Genomic DNA, 18,033 nt, shown 5'->3' on the forward strand with positions numbered 1-18,033 from the left:
GGTTGTGACACCGTATTTCTTATTTTTTGTCACATCCGATCAAGCCGATACGTCATCGTAGTAGAGGAGCCAATCATGCTCTTCATAAATATTTTTAAAAGGAGCTATGTTATGAAACCACGAATGAAAAGTCCGCTTGAAGTTATTCCGAATGTAAACGAAGCATTGCAAGGCTTAGGAAAGGCGTTATTCACTTCCGCAGCAGAAACAGACATCCCGCGTCAAATCCTTTTTCTATGCTATCTCCGCGCGAGTCAAATTAATGGAGACAGCGTGTGCGTGCAGCTCCATGCCACTAATGCGAAAAATGAAGACGCCTCTCCTGAAAAAGTGTTAGCTGTCGCAGCCTGGAGAGAAACGCCATTTTTTTCAGAAGCTGAGCGTGCCGCTTTGGCACTTGTCGAAGCAGTCACCCGCCTAAGCGACCAAAGCAACCCCGTTACTGAGGAGACGTATCTTGAAGCCGCCCGGCATTATGAGGAAAAAGCGTTAGCAACGCTTATTGCCGGAATCGCTACAGTGAATTTGTTTAACCGCCTAAATGTCGCGACAAGACAAATCGTGCAGGGACCGCAAACATAAATAGGTAATGGCACGAGCCTTCCTATTTTAAAAAGCAAAGAGCTGTCTCAAAGGAAAATTGCTCCCCCTTTGAAGACAGCTTTTCCTCTGAATGGACCACTTCCTCCCAGACAACCGGAGAATTTTTTCCTTCACGGAGTAACAGGCCTACATCTCCATCGAAGCAATGATCACATTGCCCACCCTTTCCCCCCTCCAGCTTACACCAAGTATAGTTGCGCCAGTCTCCCTTCCATTATAATAAAAACACCACGACTGCCATACGGGCAGAGAGGCGAGCCGGAAGCCGCTAAAAAAGCCGAAAGGGAGAATCCATATAAGAGATGGATATCCTTTTCGGCTCCTTGCCAGTGATCTAAAAATCGGTTTATTGCCCTCTTGCCGCTGTTTCGATGTCAGCGTACGCCCAATGGGTGACCGGCACATCGGCGAAGCTCGGGTTCGTACTTACGTCAGCAGCCTCCCGCGCAAAAAGGCGGTTTAACACAGTAACGGCCTGGGCCCTCGTTAATGGTGCCGCTGGGCGAAAAGAGTTGTCTCCAAACCCTTCCATCAATCCCCATTGGCTGATCGCATCGATCTCTTCCTTGGCCCAATGGTTTTGGGACACATCCTCGTAAAGAATGACCGTACCTTCTCCCTTATCTGGGCAACAATCCTCCCTTTGCTCGTGCATCCAGCGGTAGGCGATAACCGCCATCTGAGCCCGGGTGATTTCTTCTTCAGGCCGGAACTGCCTATCTTCATATCCGTTCATGATGCCGTTCCGCTGGACTACAGAAATTTCATGGTAGGCCCAGTGCTCGTCGGAAATGTCAACAAACCAGCCTTCTCTCTCGTCTTCCTCGCTCCCGAGATAACGGCCGAGCATAGTCGCCATTTGTTCTCTGGTTACTGATTCATTAGGACGGAATGTTCCATCGGGATAGCCTTCAATGTAAGGAGGAATTGGCTCTCCTTCTTCTTCCCTAAGGTAGTTGGCCCATCCTTCCAAGGACAACGGAGTGAAGGTACTGAACTTCTCTACTTGAAAAGTAACTCCTTCCTCTCCCGCCGTTCCTGGATATGAAATGAACTCGACCGGTACAAGCACTTGCTCCTCATCACTATGCTCGATAAATACGACGATGTCCTCACGATTTTCCGTGTCCAGTTCCGGTAGCGGAATCGTCAGGTCGACGCTACGTCCTTGGACATTGGTTGTCACCATCACCGGCCAGGTAAGAATGTCCACTTTCGGATCGTCAAGACCGAGCCGGAGAGCTGCTTCCTGTGCTTGCTCACTGATGGCTTCGTGATCAACTTCCTCTCGGACCGGCTCCAACTCCAAGGATAAGTCTTCACTGACATCCCCCATGGAAGAGACTGGCAAGAACAGACCCAAGTAGGAGGTAAGGATATCCACGTTCACATTCGCTTCCTCTAGTAGCACCGCTGCTTCTTTCTCAATCGTGATCATCATCCGGGACACGTCTTCCTCCTCGGGCCAAAAGAGCCGGAGAGTATCAGGAACGTCGTCTCGATCCAAAAAGAAAGTAACAAAGGACTCTGTTATGACCAATTCTTCTGTCACGGCTCCGTTCGACCCTGTCGTCCGAATCAGGACTAACACTTCCTCCTCTATTCCTTCCACCACGACAGGAATCTCTTCCTCCGTGGCAGAACTTGGCGGACGCGGCGAAGGACTTGGAGCTCCCCCTCCGCCACCGCTTCCACCGGAAGCACGCGCAGCAGTCGTCGCTGTCACGGTAGAGGCTCCACTCTCACCGGAGTCATTCACCGCTTTCAGGCTGTACTCGTACGTTGTCTCCGGTGTTAAGCCAGTATCTTCATACACCATTTCCTCGCCACGGTAAATCTCGTCTCCATCACGTGTTAGCACATACTCTTCGGCATAGGCGACATTTTCCCAACTCACCTGAATCGACGTAGTTGAAGTGCTGTCAACCTCTAACACAGGCGTATCCGGGACAGGCGGCTTGACATTCACTGTCACTGTTTCTGTCGCCGCGCCTCCGTATTCCGTGGTGGCTGTGGCCTGTACCGTCAACGTTCCCACGGTTCCCGTGTCGAGTTCCAACGTATCATCGGACCCTGCCGTTATCCCGTCAACCGTCCATTCCACCCCTTCAATCTCAAAATGACTATGGGAGGACTCGAGCCTCAATGAAGCCGAGGCACCCAAAACCACATCAATCGGTGCGTCAACCACTTCGTCAGCATAAAAAATCGTGACTTCAGGAGCTGAGTCAAAAGCGACAAAACGATGATCGTGCTCAGCAGCATAAGATTGCGTCGTCGAATCCGCGTGCCCAATCAGTGTCAAATCAGCCGCGTTATCCTCAAACACGTCGTTGCCGAACGCAACATCAAGATTGTGAATGATCACCTCTGTCAGGTTGTTATTCCTAAAGGCAAAAGCCACTATCTCCGTCACATTGTCTGGGATGATCACCTCCGTCAGATCGTTATTCTGAAAGGCAGTGCTCCCAATTGTCTCCACACCGGTGCCCAGCTCCACCTCTGTCAGGTTGTTATTCGCAAAGGCACCAGACCCTATCTCCGTCACATTGTCTGGGATGATCACGTCCGTCAGAGCGTTAAACGCAAAGGCAGAGTTCCCAATTGTCTGCACACCGGTGCCCAGCTCCACCTCTGTCAGGGTGTTAGTCACAAAGGCGCCAGACCCTATAACCACCACGCTGTCTGGGATGATCACGTCCGTCAGAGTGTTATTCTGAAAGGCAGAGTCCCCAATCGTCTCCACACCGGCGCCCAACACCACCTCTGTCAGGCTGTTATTCCAAAAAGCGCCAGTCCCTATCTCCGTCACATTGTCTGGAATGATCACCTCTGTCAGATTGTTATTCTGAAAGGCAGAGTCCCCAATCACCTCTACACCGGTGCCCAACACCACCTCTGTCAGGTTATTACCCTGAAAGGCAGAGCTCCCTATAACCACCACGCTGTCTGGAATGATCACCTCTGTCAGATTGTTATTTTGAAAGGCAGAACCCCCAATCGCGGTGACCGTCCGTTCCTCGATCATTTCCGGAATCACCAGCGACGTCGGCACAGGGCCATAATCGTCTTCGTTCCAGCCGGTGATCGTCAGCGTGTCATCGGCATTGATCTCATATTCAAAGCCCAGACCCAAATAAAGAACAATATCCACAAAATGATGCTCACGCTCCGCAGCATAACCTTCCGTCGTCGAGTCTACATAACCGATTAACGTCAGATCAGGGTCATTGTTCGGGAATACATTTCCGGAAAAATCAACCTCGTCGTTATGAATAATGACTGTTCGTAAGTCATTATATTCAAAAGCGCCGTTGCCAATCGACGTCACACTATCCGGGATTTCCAGGCTAGTGAGGTTGTTATACCCAAAAGCACCGTTGCCAATCGACGTCACACTATCTGGAAGATCCAAGGATTCCAGAGCATTCCCCATGAAAGCCTCCGTTCCGATCGTTAGCACATCGTCGCCGAATTCAATTTCCGTAAGACGATTGTCATAAAAAGCCCAATGCCCGATGCCTGTCACCCCATCTGGAATGACCACGGACGTCAGCTGGTTCCTAGAAAAAGCCTCGTCGGCAATTCTGTTTAGCCCCGTCCCAAACACGACCTCAGTGAGCTTATTGTCATGAAAAGCATACGCCCCCATAGTCGTCACACTATCGGGAATGACAATCCTCGTCAGTTCGTTTTGACCAAAAGCCCAGTTCCCAATTGCAGTCACGCCGTCGGGAATCACCACTTCCTCCAAATTGTTCATCGCAAACACATTGTTCCCGATCACCGCGAGCGTATTCGGAAGCGTTAATTCCTCCAAGCGGTTATCCGTAAACGCATAATTCCCAATCGACGTTACCCCATCTGGAAGCGTCAACTCCGTCAGCCTGTTCCCCCAAAACGCATAGTCGCGAATTGTCGTCAGCGTATCCGGAAGGGACACTTCCGTCAGAGATTTTTCCTCGAAGGCTTCCTCCCCAATCGCAGTGACCGTCCGTCCCTCAATCATCTCCGGAATCACCAGCGACGTCGGCACAGGGCCATAATCGGCTTCATTCCATCCAGTGATCGTTAACGTATCATCGGCGTTGATCTCATATTCAAAACTCAGCCCCGAATAAAGCCGAATATCCACAAAGCGATACTCATGCTCCGCGGCATACGCCTCCGTCGTCGATCCTCTATAACCGACTAAGGCCAGGTCGTCCGTGTTGTCCGCAAAGATGTTGCCGGAAGCTGCAAACACCACATCTTCAGGGGAAATGACCACTTGTGTGAGGTCGTTGTTTTGGAAAGCACCGTCGCCAATCTGTGTGACGTTTTCAGGGATGATCACCTCGGTGAGAGCATTTCCCGCAAAAGCTTGATTGCCGATGGTCTCCAGATGATCCGGAAGAGCGACTTTCGCCAGAGCATTGCCGAAAAATGACTGGTTGCCGATGGCTTGCACACCTTCTGGAAGATCGACTGCTATAAGATTATTCCGAAAAAAAACATTCGACTCAATCGACGTAATACCAGCAGGAAGCGTCACTTCGGTCAGATTGTTAGCTTCAAAAGCACCGTTTCCAATCGTCGTCACGCTGTCGGGAAGCGTCACTTCCGTGAGCAGGTTATCTTGAAAAGACCAACGCCCGATCGTCGTTAGATTGTCCGGGAATGTTACTTCCACCAAGTCATTATTCCGAAAGGCTTCTTCACCAATGACTTCCAAATCCTCTGGAAACGCAGCTTCAGACAAACTGTTGTCCCGAAAAGCCCGCGCACCAATCTCCGTTAGATTGTCCGGGAATTCCACATCCTCCAAGTCATTATTCCGAAAGGCTTCCTCGCCAATCGTTTCCAACCCCTCGGGAAACTCAATTTCAGTTAAACCGTTATTCTGAAAAGCCCGATCACCAATCTCCGTAATACGATTAGGAATCGCCACTTCCGTCAGCTCGTTATTGGCAAAAGCTTCAGCACCAATCTCTGTAACACTTGCAGGAATATTCAGCACTTCCAGCTTGTTTCCCATAAACGCTTGCGACCCGATGACTTCCAACGCTGCCGAAAAAGTCACATCACTTAAAGCGTTATCCGCAAAAGCAGCTTCGGCAATCTCCGTGACCTCGTCGGGGATGGTTACATCCGTTAGACTACGATCACGAAAGGCATTCGCCCCAATCGTTGTGACAGTCAAGTCCTCACCGACGCTATCCGGGATGAACAACGGATCAGGCACGGCGCCATAGACAGCCTCATCCCATCCCGTGATCGTTGCTGTCCCGTCACCGTGGTCGTCATATTGAAAGCCTGAGCCATCAATGTCGATAAAGTGGTAACCATACCCATCAGCATAAGCCTGTACGGTTGATCCGCCGATCAAGGTCAGCTCAGCAGCATTGTTCGCAAACACATTATCTCCGAACGTCACGCTGTCATGACGAATCACCACTTCGCTGAGATCATTTTCTGAGAACGCGTTCCGGCCAATCTCCACAACACTTTCTGGGATCACGAGCTCCGTCAGGTTGTTACCCAGAAAAGCATGTGCTCCAATCGTTGTCACGCTATGAGAAATGGTCACCTCCGTAAGCCCTTTACCACGAAAGGCTTCTTCACCAACTCCCGTCACGGTCAACGTTTCCGCTTCATCAGGGATTGACAACTCAGCCGGTATGATCAATGGATCAGGGACAGGACCAAAACCTGTTTCATCCCATCCCGTGATCGTCGCCGTGCCATCTCCGTTCCCTTCATACTCAAAGCCGTAACCCAAATAGTGGGCAATGCTCATGAAAGCATAGCCGTGCTCATCGGCATAAGCTTCTGTGGTTGATCCCACATCACCGATTAAAGTCAAGTCCGAAGCGTTGCCCTCAAACACACCATCTCCGAACGTCACGCTGTCATTATGCACCACTACTGTGCTCAGCTCGTTATTATGAAAAGCCTGATTGCCAATGTCCGTCACGCTTGCCGGAATCGTCACCGTCGTCAAACGATTGTTGGAAAAAGCACCCATAACAATCCGCTCTACAGAATCTGGTATGCTTACTGCGGTCAATTCCCTTCTATCTAACACTCCGCTGGCAATGATCTTCAGCGGCTGCCCGCCCAGTTCCGCAGGCAGCTCCAGATCAATGCCCCTCTCACCGAAATAGTTGCTCAGCATCACGTCGCCATCATCATTCACATAATACTGAAAGTCTCCCTCAATGTATGGTCCCTCAGTCGCACTCACCATTGTAATGGGCAACATTTGCGCCATTAAGGCAAGGATCAAGAGTAGGGAGATCAACCGCCTCTTTTTTCGAGTCATCCATCTTCTCTCCTTTTCTATCAAGCTATCAGTCATTCTATCATTGTAAAAGGAGAAAAATGGTTAAAGCTTCGTTAAAGGATCTTGTATAAGTTTGAGATGGACAAGCAAGACGGATAGATCGGCCACCTGGCATTTACGACTATTGTTATTCTGGCAACCAGCTAGTTACGGTCTTTCACCACTAAGTGATGCATCGCACCAAACGCATGAAAAAAAGAGCCAAAAAAGGAATCCATCTTATCATACGGATTCCCTTTCCGGCTCCTTGGCAGTACGGCAAACGTCCTTGCTGTTTTATTCCACGGGTGCTTCATGTCGACGTATGTTCAATAGCTTATCGGCAATTCTCTTCGTGCCACGAACGAAGCCCCCTCCTCTGCATGAACGGTGGCATGGCTGTCTCTAATGTCTGGGAGATTTATTGAGCTCGTATATCTAAAAAGCGAAAAAACTTGAAACAAAAGGCTGGTTTACCTTTTGTTTCAAGCTCCGAAGCAGTGTGCGAAGCCTGCGCCAGATTTTAACCATTACCAAAACGATTCTTAGGTTAGTACGTTGCACAGAACTGAAACACTGCCATATTTCCCATCAAAACCTTAGCCGTAACCCAGTCTCCGTCATTCATTCTACAGTTAAGTCAATCTTGATAACCTGATCACCCAAGACAGCTATGATAACCGTATCTCCTGCACTGACAGCCCTAACCTGACCATTCTCTACCGTGGCGATTCCGGAATCTCGGGAGTGCCACATCGCTAGCGACGTTACATCCTCGTCGGTGGTGCCGTCACTCCATTCGCCCGTCAACGTGATAGCGGCTGTGGTGTTGTCCGTCATGTTCAGGTTGAGCGACTCGGTAGACCCAGTGATTGCCGTCAGCTCAAGCCCTTCATCTGCTCCCGGCGCTTCATACGTCCAGTACAATTGCGGCAGCCCGACACCGTCGTTGATGATCCAGACCGGCTCTCCATCCAAATCGTCGTCGCCGGCGAACGGCCAATGCTCATACGTGGAACGTTGCATCAATTCCGTGTCTGTTCTCAGGTTGCCGATAGCGTTGTCGGGACCGTTGTGGTAGGAGTATACGGACACCCCGGACTCGGTGGAAACCAGACCGGCGGGCTCTAAGTCGCCATTCACGTTCCCCGTTGCATACCCGTAGGCAAAGTTTCCGCTGCTAGGGTTACCCGAAATGAGACCAGCAGGGAAATTTGTGGCGTTCACGTCGCCCGTGGCGTAGACATGGGCAACGTTCCCGGTATTCCATCCGATCAGACCGCCGGAATTAGACCCGCTGGAGATGGTGCCCGTGGCGAAAGATAGCACTACCGTACCAGCGTTTGTGCCGATCAGGCCGCCATTGTCTCGATTTATCCCGGGCACCTCTACATCACCCGTCGCGTACGTGCGGATGACGGTCGCGGAGTCCCTGTTGTACCCGATGAGACCACCGGTATTATAACCGCCCGTCACGTTGCCGGTTGCGTTGGAATCGGCAACCGTTCCAAAGTTCTCTCCGATCAGTCCTCCCGAGCGTGAGCCATCCGTGTATCCAAACACGGTGACGTCCGAACTGGAGTCAGTGACCGTACTACCTCCGTCTAGAAATCCAAGCAGCCCCCCGACGATGCCACGACCGGACACTTCACCGGAGACCGTCGCGTTCGTGACGCTCCCATTGCCGTCCAATTTTCCAACGAGCAAACCGACAAACATTTTCCCCTCAGGATCATCGTCTGTCGTTGTGTCGACGTACGCGTTGTCCAGAACCACATTCTGGATATGTCCTCCTTGTACATGGCCGAACATCCCTTGGTTATCCTCAGCCCTGTTGATGGTCAGATTGGCAATCGTATGGTCGCCGCCGTCGAACGTTCCGGTAAACGGGTTCCCGTCCGTACCAATTGGCTCCCAACCCCCGTTTTCCTTATACGACAGGCACCACTCCACATCCGCAAAATCGTCGCAACGAATTTCGCCACCGTCCGTCGCAGGCAGTTCAATATTGTCGGTTAGCACGAAGTGAGCGTCCAGTTTTTTGCGAATGCTGGTTAATTGCTCGAAATTCGCCACTTCAAACGGAGTCTCTGCCGTCCCCTCTCCCGTTTCAAACAGATTGTCTACGGTAATCGGATCGCTGATCAACTCCACTGTGTCAGCTTGAAACCGTAGTCTCACGCCTTCACCGATGCCTCTAAGAATGAGATGATCGAAGGTGGCCACACCGTCTGTCGTAACGACCGTAGCCGTTCCGCCAACGAGTTCACTCGGGCCGGTGCCCGCATCGGACACCTCCACCGTCACGGATACCGACTCCGGTATCCGATTGCCAAATGTATCGGTGACGCTCACCGATACGGCAAAAGCCGTTTCTTCCACTACACTCGCCACAGGGGCGTTGAAATGGAGTTCCGCCAACATGCCGTATTGGGGTTCCACCGTCATCGTATCGGAGATGATCGCCGCACCGCCGTCGATACGAACCTCGATAGGTTGCAAGGCGGCATGGTGCAAAATTAACTCGCCACTTGCCTTCCCGTCCGTGAAGCGCAATATGGCGTCCGTCGCCGCGCCTTCCAGCTTCTCGCCGGCGAAGAAACCCGCAGTTCCATCGGGAGCGAAGCTGTATCCGCTCAAGGTTACGGTATAATCGCCATTAAAATCCCTATCCCGTTCGTCATCGGACCGATAGACCTCGACAGTTACATCGACAGGGGTCCCCGCTGAAGCGGTAGGATCAGAAACCGCTACTTTCATATAGTTTGCGTCTTTCCCATCGGATATTGGAGGCCCACCGGAGCCACCACCAGATCCACCACTGCCCCTGTCGGTTCCTCCGCCCTGGTTTCCGCTTCCGGGTTCGATCATTTCAATCCGTCCTTCATTGATCAAGTCGATGATGCGGGCATCGTCTAGCAGGTACAATGTCGAATCCGTCACTTCTTCCGTCACATAAAGCAGGTCGATGACCGCACGGACGATGCTCATCTCCATTTCGCTGCCATTCAGCATGACGTTTTGAAAACCTTCCCCGTCGGCATTGTCCGTTACCTCCATCTGGACATCCGAAAAGACGATCGTTTCTGTGACGGACGTATTTCCAGAAGCGACAATACGTACCGCGCCGTTTTCTTTGTCGATAACGAGCCGGAGGACGACACTGTCGTTCAGATGAATACTTTCACTTCCTCCGCCGTGCACCTCCATCGTGCTGCGCACCTCTACTCTGTGTAGATTAACATCTCCTTCGCCGACTTCTTTCGCAATGACCAGGTCGCCCTCAATAATGACATTTTGCAATGTTACATTTGATGCGGTCACGGTCACATCGCCGGCAATCCAGTGTAAACTGCCGTCTTCCGGACCAAGTGTGTCGCCTTCCTCGTCAATGATCACATGCTCTGCTTCCTTTTCCGGATCAGAGTCCTCCCTCACTTCAAGCGCCTGATCTAGCAGTACAATCGCTTCTGCCCGGGTCAGCGAACGTTCCGGTTGAAACTGTCCGTCTGGATAGCCGCTCATAATACTGTTCGCCTTGACGGCGCCAATCGCACCGCGGCTCCATTCCGCGATCGCTGTTTCGTCAACGAAGGTAGCCGCCGCTGCCGGATCGGGATCAAGCGCTAAAATATTTTTCATCATCTGCGCCGCTTCCGCCCGGCTCACTTCCCGCAACGGACGGAATGACTCATCTCGATACCCTGATATGTATCCTCCTTGAACTGCAGATGCCACCGCGGGAGCGTACCAGTCGTTCTCATCCACGTCATGAAAGGGGATCGCCGCGCCTGCCGAAAATCCGAACGCGCGATTGACCAAAACGATAAACTCGGCACGCGTGACCGACTGATCCGGACGAATGGATCCGTCAGGAAAACCATTCAGCATGTTCATATTCATCCATTTTTCAATCGTTTCATTTGCCCAATGGCCGGCATAATCGCCCCCTTCCGCCGGATTGGCCTGAACCGCAGGCGCGATGTCTCCCGCTGCGAGGCACAGAGTCAAAACGAGCCAGACAACCAAACTTAGCTTTTTCAATTGCATAGCCACCTCCCAGATTACAAATGTTTTATTTGATAACACCTTATCTGAATAATCTTATCACCGCCTACCTCCCAATTTGGTTAAAGAAAGGTTAAAAAAGATCCGAGGCTGATAGCCTCGGATCGGGTCAACCCTCTCGTCAAGAGTCCGAACAATATGAGTTATCGCAGCAAGTCATGATAACATCCGTCTATCTCATAAGGAGCACAACAGGCTGCAACAAAGCTTTAAAAAACCCCTTTTTTAAGCATACTGAATACGGAACTTATTCCAACTCAATCGCGCCAGATCAAGGTCGGAAATGAAACACCTTCATCAATTTCCCATACGGCATCATCGATGGTGACTTCGTCATATCCGAGAAACTTCCAATCAGTATAAGTTTTATGGTTTTTCATCGCAGCTTCTGTCTCCACTTTAGTTCCTATTCCATTCTCCGGCTCTTGATAGTAATACGAATTTATAACTGCTTCACCTCCTCCAACAAGTCCGCCAGCAAGAGATTCAGATGCTGTGACCACACCTGCTGCGTAACTCTCAACAACCCCGTTGACTTCGTCGTTATAGCCAACGAGTCCTCCAACCACAGTTCTACCCTTTACCGATATGTTGGCAAAGCTTTGGGAAACCTCTTCGAAGTTATGCCCGATGAGACCACCGATCCTGGCATCGCCTTCCACTGTACCCGATGAGGACACATAAGAGCGGGAGACCGACCCAAGGTTGTATCCGACAAGCCCACCAACTGAATTCCAGCCCATTACGTTGACATCGGCATAGCTCTCGGAGATGTCCCCGTTACTGACCCCTACGAGCCCTCCGACGTACTGGTTGCCTTGCACTTTATCCGTAGAGACGAAATGGGAGCGGATGACCGTTCCAGAAGTACTCCCTATAAGTCCTCCAATTAACCCATTTCCTACCACAGTCCCCGATGCCGACACATTGGATACTGTGACGCCAGTGCTAATTGTCCCTGCAAGGGCACCAGCATTGTCACTTGCATCCGACCAAACCTCTGCATTCTCCAAGTGAATATTTTTGATTTCTCCATCATTCACGTATCCAAAAAGCCCCTGATGATCCGCATTCCTTGAAATCCTTAGGTCCGATATCGTGTGTCCGTTGCCATCGAATATTCCTTGAAAAGGTTCCGTAGTTGTTCCAATCGGAACCCAGCCCCCGGCATCCTCATAAAAGCTTAGATCCTTGGACAGCTTGATGTCTGCATTCAGTTTGTAATGCGCCGTTAAATCCTTGCTCATATTGGCGAGATGTACCGGACTTTCAATTAAAAATGGCGCCTCACTTGATCCATCTCCTCCCGCAAAGACTCGAACTTCGATTGGACGACTCAAGAGCGGAGTTGTCACTTCAGTAATATCCGTTGTGAAACGGAGAATGGCTCCAGTTCCTTCACCTAGCAGTGCCAGGTCATCAAAGGCAGCCATGCCGTCCTCAATTGCCGCCGTCACATTCCCCTTCAAACTGAACTCTGTTGTATCGCTGTCTTGCACTTCAACCTGAACGGTTCCGGTATTTAGACTTGTTAACGGATTACCATACTCGTCCACCACTTGAATGATCGGCTGGTCGTCGAATACGACATTCTCCGTAACTAAGGTACTCGGCTCCTGCACCAGGATCAACCGATCCACCGCAGCCGGTTCAGGGGTCATGGTGAACGTATCCACCCCGACTCCGGACACCTCCAGCTGAATCGTCTGCTCGGCGGCATGATGCAAGCTTAGATTCCCCGATGCTCTTCCATCATGAAAGACAAGGGTTGCGGTGACCGACGCCCCAGACAACGTCGTCCCTGCAAAAGTACCGACTGTCCCATCCGGCGCAGAAGTATATCCACTTACCGTAACCTCTTTTTCCCCATCAAACGCTGTATCCAAAGTACCATCCGAACGATAGACCGCAAACTCCACGGAAATGTCCTCACCTGCCACGACGGTTTCCGGATCCGTTGTCAGCTCCATATAATCAGCTTCGATAGGGGCTGGTTTCGAACCAGAACCAGAGCCTGAACCTGAGCCTGAACCGCCACGATCACGGTCATCATTGTTCCCCATAGTGATAACTTGCAACTCACCATTATTGACCAGCTCGATGATTTCCCCATTTTCCACCAAGTATAGATAGGAATCCTTGACATTTCCGGTCACCTGCAGCTGTTCGATCACTGCCCGAACTACCCGCAGCTCGAGGTGACCTCCGTCCATTGTGACGTACTGAAAGCCATCTCCCGTCATACCTTCCGCTGCTTCCAGATTGGCCGAAGAATAGACCTCCGTTTCCGATATCGCCGTCTCTCCGATCGCCACCACACGAACCGTTCCATCCTCTTTATCAATGACAAGCAACCGTACTGTACTGTCCTTCAGTCGGATGCTGTCGCTTCCGCCCCCGTGCAGCTGCATCGTCCCTTGCACTTTCACATTTTGCAGATCGACATCCCCTTCTCCGACCGACTTGTCAATAATCAAGTCTCCTTCTACGATCAGGTTTTGCAGTGTCGTATCCTGAGCGCTTACGATCACATCTCCGCCAATTCGCTCCGTGCCTCTTTCCGGACCGAATGTTTCTCCGTCATCGTCCAGCTTGATATCCTGAGAAGCCTCCCATGTCGTCTTGGCCTGATCCAGCAGCACGACGGCTTCCGCTCGTGTCAATTCACGCTCCGGCCTAAACCGTCCGTCTGGATAGCCTCCCATCAGCTGCTTCGTCGTTAATGCACCGATTGCACCTCGACTCCACTCGGCAATGTTCTTCTCATCAACGTACGTGCCGGCTTGCTCCGGTCTTGTCTCAAGCTCCAAAATCCTGTGGATCATCACTGCCGTCTCCTGGCGTGAGACCTCCTTCAACGGTCTGACAGTGTTATCTTCATATCCTTGAATATATCCGGCCGCAACCGCCCTGCCAATTTCCTCCGCATACCAATCTCCATCCTTAACATCGCTAAAGGAACCCGTCGAGCCAGTCTCAAATCCAAACACCCGATTCGTGAACACCATCCACTCCGCCCGGGTTATAGGCTGATCTGGTTTGAAAGAACCGTCCGGATAACCGTTTGCAAGCCCCTGCTCAAGCCAATGCACAATCGTTTCTTTCGCCCAATGCTGAGCATAATCGGGGCCTTCCATCGACTGGGCCTGACTTTCTTGTGTGAAACACCCTATCACAAGGCATATAGCCATAAATAGAAATAAGATGCCTTTACCGCTGCTCCAAAGAGGGACGATTTTTTTACTTCGCTTCAACTTAACAACCTCCTACCTTGCTCTCATAGGCAACAAACTGACCTTCCTCATATTCCTTCATTATAGCGCCCACCTTTCGGCAAAAAGGTTAAAGGATCGTTAAAGGATATTCGTATGGTCAAACAATAGAGGAACAACTCATGATAATGAAAGGAGCTTTTATGAAAGATGAGACATGAGAGAGGGGCAGCAATTTAAAACGGAGATAACGAACAAGAAAATCTGAGTGCTGCTCACGACCTAAGCTTGCAAGGCTTATCAAATACTAATTAAGCCGTTCGTGCAGCACTAAGTTTCCTCAAAAAAAAGAAACCTTGAAAGGCATGTAGCCAATCAAGGTTTTTAAAAATCAATATTTTTTTAACTCCTCTTCTAAATCTAAGATTAATGTATCAATATCTAATACAGCAGAGTCTACATTATTCCAAAATATTGAAGGTTTGATTCCATCTACCTTCATACCAGGTAACCATTCCTGCAAAAAGTCCTCGAGTTCTATCTGTTCTGCTTTATAATTCTTCCATTCATCAACTGCACATAAATTTGCGAATTCTTTTTTCGGCCAAAAGGGCATTAGAGGATTTCCATTATCATCTTCTGAGATTGCCCACCCTTCATCGAACAATCCCCAAACTTCCTCAAAGTCAGCTACTTTCTTTATAAAGTATTCATACCTTTTTGAAATAGGGAGTTTACTAACTACTTCAATCTCTTTGTTACTCAATAACGTTACCTCCTCTATTTTATCCTCTTTCCATAGCCATCATGTTTATGCTGAGTTCTATGACTTCTTATGGTTTGAAGGTCACTATATTCATATCCATAACCTTTTCTTGCTTCATAACCATGTCTATGTGCCAAATTATATCCTTGTGGAACTCTTATATTTTTTCTCTTTCCTAGTTTTATTTCATTTATATCACGCTTTATTTCACCTCTTAAAGCAGTAGATACTTTATCATCATTTGCAATCTCTTTAAGCCTACTTTGTTTACCCGACCTACCACGATTATCTATACCCTTAATCCCTCTCGAAACACCCTTCACTATCGAACCACCGATAATGGCTGCGCCGGCGAGTGCTCTTTCCCAGCCCTCTAGGTGACGTCCTGTGATGGCATCCTTTCCGGTTAAGGCTTCCACGCCGGCCTTGATGTTACCGACAAATGGCAGAAAATCAAGGATAGCTGATCCTGCTTCCCGCCAGGTGGATGGACTTGAAGGAGTCTCCTGATCTGAAACGGATTCGCTTATCTGTGTCTGTAGCCACAGGTGCGAGGTGCGGTAGGTCAGCTGACCTGGTGTAAAGGAGGAAACACGTAGCTGACCTGTTCTGAACATTTGGGAGATATCGTTTATGTAGGTTGTCAGCGTTTGAATGTCTGTCTGTATTAAGTTTAAAGCTTCCGTATGTTTATGGTCAAACCTGTATACCTGCTCGATCGTCGTGTCGGTTTCGATCCTCGCCTCATGAATGCCCTGAAGGACATGGTCATCCGAAAGCGGGGGAAGGTATAGAATATCCTGGACGCTCGTAAGAACCGCATTTGCCGTGTCGGTCAGGGAGGTGACCGTTCGCTCGAGGTTCAGCAAGCCCTGTTTGACATCTCCTGCCAGAAAATCTTCGCGGATATACTCATACAAATAAGGTTCAAGGCTTTGCAATTCTTGATCAATCTGCTGGAGTGCCAGCTGGTACTTCTGCAAGAAGTCCTTGAAAAACTGGATAAATGGTAGATGAGCAACTTGGTAGAAACTACGAATGGATTCCCCGGCCCGGCCTGTAAAAGAGGAATTCAGCGAGACGAACGACTGGATCGTCAATTCGAGTTTGGTGAATTGGTCAGTCTGCTTATGGATCGTCTCCTGGATGTCGCTTATGGCCTGACGGAGCGTATAGGTATCGACTACTTTCATTTCTCCCTCCTCCAGAAAAAGAAATTATATCCATATCTTCATTATAAAGGATAGGAAGAAATGGAGAAATAGGTTGATATACCGATAAAAAAGAGCGTATACAAATACTCATAGCACTCTCTCCGTTATGAAAAAGGAAGGGCATTTCCCCCAATTATTTCAATTTTATATAGGGGCGAGGAGTAGAGCCTCAGTAAGAGGGGGTGTTTATTACTCATAGAAATATAGTGCTTTCTTTCTACCAAACCCGTTCCGCTTCAAGCCTCTAAGCAATGAGCATAACCTCCCCTATTGTTTTAAGCCCGTGGAGAGAGTTTCTCACAACGGGCTTGTATCGAATGAAGTCATTTCTGTGACAAAACTAGTTTTGTACCGGACTCAGTTATTTCAACACAATCTGTGTTACGACTTCAACCTGAGATGTGTGCGGAAACATATCCACCGGCTGAACGTACTCCACCTTAAATCCTGCCTTAAGCAGCTCGTTTATATCCTTGGCGAGCGTGGATGGGTTACAGGAGACGTAGACGAGCCGCTTTGGCTTGACTTCGATGATCGTTTTCAGTAAGGCGGCGTCGCAGCCCGTTCTTGGCGGGTCGACGACGATGACGTCCGGTTTCCAGCCTTCCTTGACCCACTTCGGTAGCCATTTTTCCGCTTTGCCGACGACGTAATGGGCGTTGGTGAGGCCGTTTTTCTCGGCATTCTTGTTGGCATTGTCGATGGAATCGGCGATGACATCCATGCCGCGGATTTCTCCGGCATCCTTGGCCAGCCACATTCCGATCGTGCCGACACCGCAGTAGGCGTCCACGACCTTTTCTGTGCCGCTTAGTTGGGCCGCTTTCTTTGCTTCGTCGTACAGCTTGACCGTTTGTTCGGGGTTCAGCTGGAAAAACGCCCGGGCTGACAGCTCGAAGGAGACATCGCCCAACGTTTCCTGGATGACTTCTTCCCCGGCAAGATGGACGGTCTCCTCGCCGAAAATCAGCGACGTTTTCTGACCATTGATGTTTTGCAGAATCGAGGTCACTTCGGGGATTCGCCGTGTGATTTCATCAAGCAGCAGCTTTTGCTTTGGCAGCTCCTTCTGCGTCGTGATCAGCACGAGCTGGATGTGCCCTGTCGCAAAGCCGACGCGGGTGACGATTGTACGCACGATTCCTTTTCGTTTTTTCTCATTATAAATTGGAATGTGCAAGTCTTCCAGGATTTGTTTGACCTGCTCGGTGACCTTGTTCGTCGCCGGATGTTGGACCATACAGTCCGTCAGATCAATCAGCTCGTGCGAATTCATTCCGTACAGGCCGGCAAGGACCTTTTCATTTTGTTTGCCGACTTGCAGCTGACTTTTATTGCGATAGTGCCACGGATCTTCCATGCCGATCGTTTCTTTCACATTTAATTCTTCCGGCTTCAGTCGTGTATACCGTTCGAATGCCTGCTTCACGATGTCACGCTTTTCACGCAATGTTGCCGGGTAGGCCATATGCTGAAGCTGACAGCCGCCACAGGAGTCGTAAATCGGACACGGAGGAGCAACCCGGTCCGGCGATGATTTGCGCAGCTTTTTGACCTTTGCTTCGGCAAAGCGCGGCTGCACTTTCGTCACTTCCGCCACGACTTCCTCGCCTGGCAGCGCACCGGGGACAAACACGACCCGTTTTTTAAAATAACCGACACCTTCGCCGTTGATGCCAAGCCGCTTTATTGTGAGGGGAAACCGTTGTCCCACTTCGATTTTTACTGGCTGTTCCTGCTTTGATGCTTTGTTCGTCATTGCGCTCATCTCCGTCCAAGTTTATGCGCACCCATTATAGCACATCGTTTTCCAACTTCCTAAACTTACTAGACCGAAAGAAGGTCGTTGTCTGCTAAAATAGGAGA

General features: G+C 50.0%; 7 protein-coding genes. 1 reads left to right on the plus strand and 6 read right to left on the minus strand.

Annotation, left to right across the window (positions count from 1 at the left end; all coding sequences use genetic code 11):
- Nucleotides 1-111 precede the first annotated feature (111 nt).
- Nucleotides 112-582: a carboxymuconolactone decarboxylase family protein gene (locus ABMB67_RS06865; protein ID WP_251223214.1), complete on the plus strand. Its 471-nt coding sequence runs from the start codon at nucleotides 112-114 to the stop codon at nucleotides 580-582.
- A gap of 367 nt (nucleotides 583-949) precedes the next feature.
- Here ABMB67_RS06865 and ABMB67_RS06870 read toward each other — a convergent pair whose 3' ends face one another.
- From ABMB67_RS06870 to rlmD, 6 genes are all read right to left on the minus strand, one after another.
- Nucleotides 950-6,907 (minus strand): leucine-rich repeat protein, encoded by a 5,958-nt coding sequence (locus ABMB67_RS06870; RefSeq protein WP_354571472.1) that lies wholly within the window; start codon nucleotides 6,905-6,907, stop codon nucleotides 950-952.
- A 624-nt stretch (nucleotides 6,908-7,531) separates the two neighbouring features.
- Nucleotides 7,532-10,957 (minus strand): S-layer homology domain-containing protein, encoded by a 3,426-nt coding sequence (locus ABMB67_RS06875; protein ID WP_354571473.1) that lies wholly within the window; start codon nucleotides 10,955-10,957, stop codon nucleotides 7,532-7,534.
- A 275-nt stretch (nucleotides 10,958-11,232) separates the two neighbouring features.
- Nucleotides 11,233-14,229 (minus strand): S-layer homology domain-containing protein, encoded by a 2,997-nt coding sequence (locus ABMB67_RS06880; protein WP_354571474.1) that lies wholly within the window; start codon nucleotides 14,227-14,229, stop codon nucleotides 11,233-11,235.
- A 349-nt stretch (nucleotides 14,230-14,578) separates the two neighbouring features.
- Entirely contained in the window at nucleotides 14,579-14,953 is a 375-nt protein-coding gene (locus ABMB67_RS06885) for a DUF2750 domain-containing protein (protein ID WP_354571475.1), read from the minus strand.
- 14 nt (nucleotides 14,954-14,967) lie between these two features.
- Nucleotides 14,968-16,146 carry a T7SS effector LXG polymorphic toxin gene (locus tag ABMB67_RS06890; RefSeq protein WP_354571476.1) on the minus strand — a complete coding sequence of 393 codons (1,179 nt, stop codon included), beginning with the start codon at nucleotides 16,144-16,146 and terminating at the stop codon, nucleotides 14,968-14,970.
- 382 nt (nucleotides 16,147-16,528) lie between these two features.
- Nucleotides 16,529-17,926 carry a 23S rRNA (uracil(1939)-C(5))-methyltransferase RlmD gene (gene rlmD, locus ABMB67_RS06895; protein WP_354571477.1) on the minus strand — a complete coding sequence of 466 codons (1,398 nt, stop codon included), beginning with the start codon at nucleotides 17,924-17,926 and terminating at the stop codon, nucleotides 16,529-16,531.
- Nucleotides 17,927-18,033: the final 107 nt, after the last annotated feature.

It is taken from the genome of Halalkalibacter oceani (assembly GCF_040544555.1).
GTDB lineage: Bacteria > Bacillota > Bacilli > Bacillales > Bacillaceae_D > Halalkalibacter > Halalkalibacter oceani.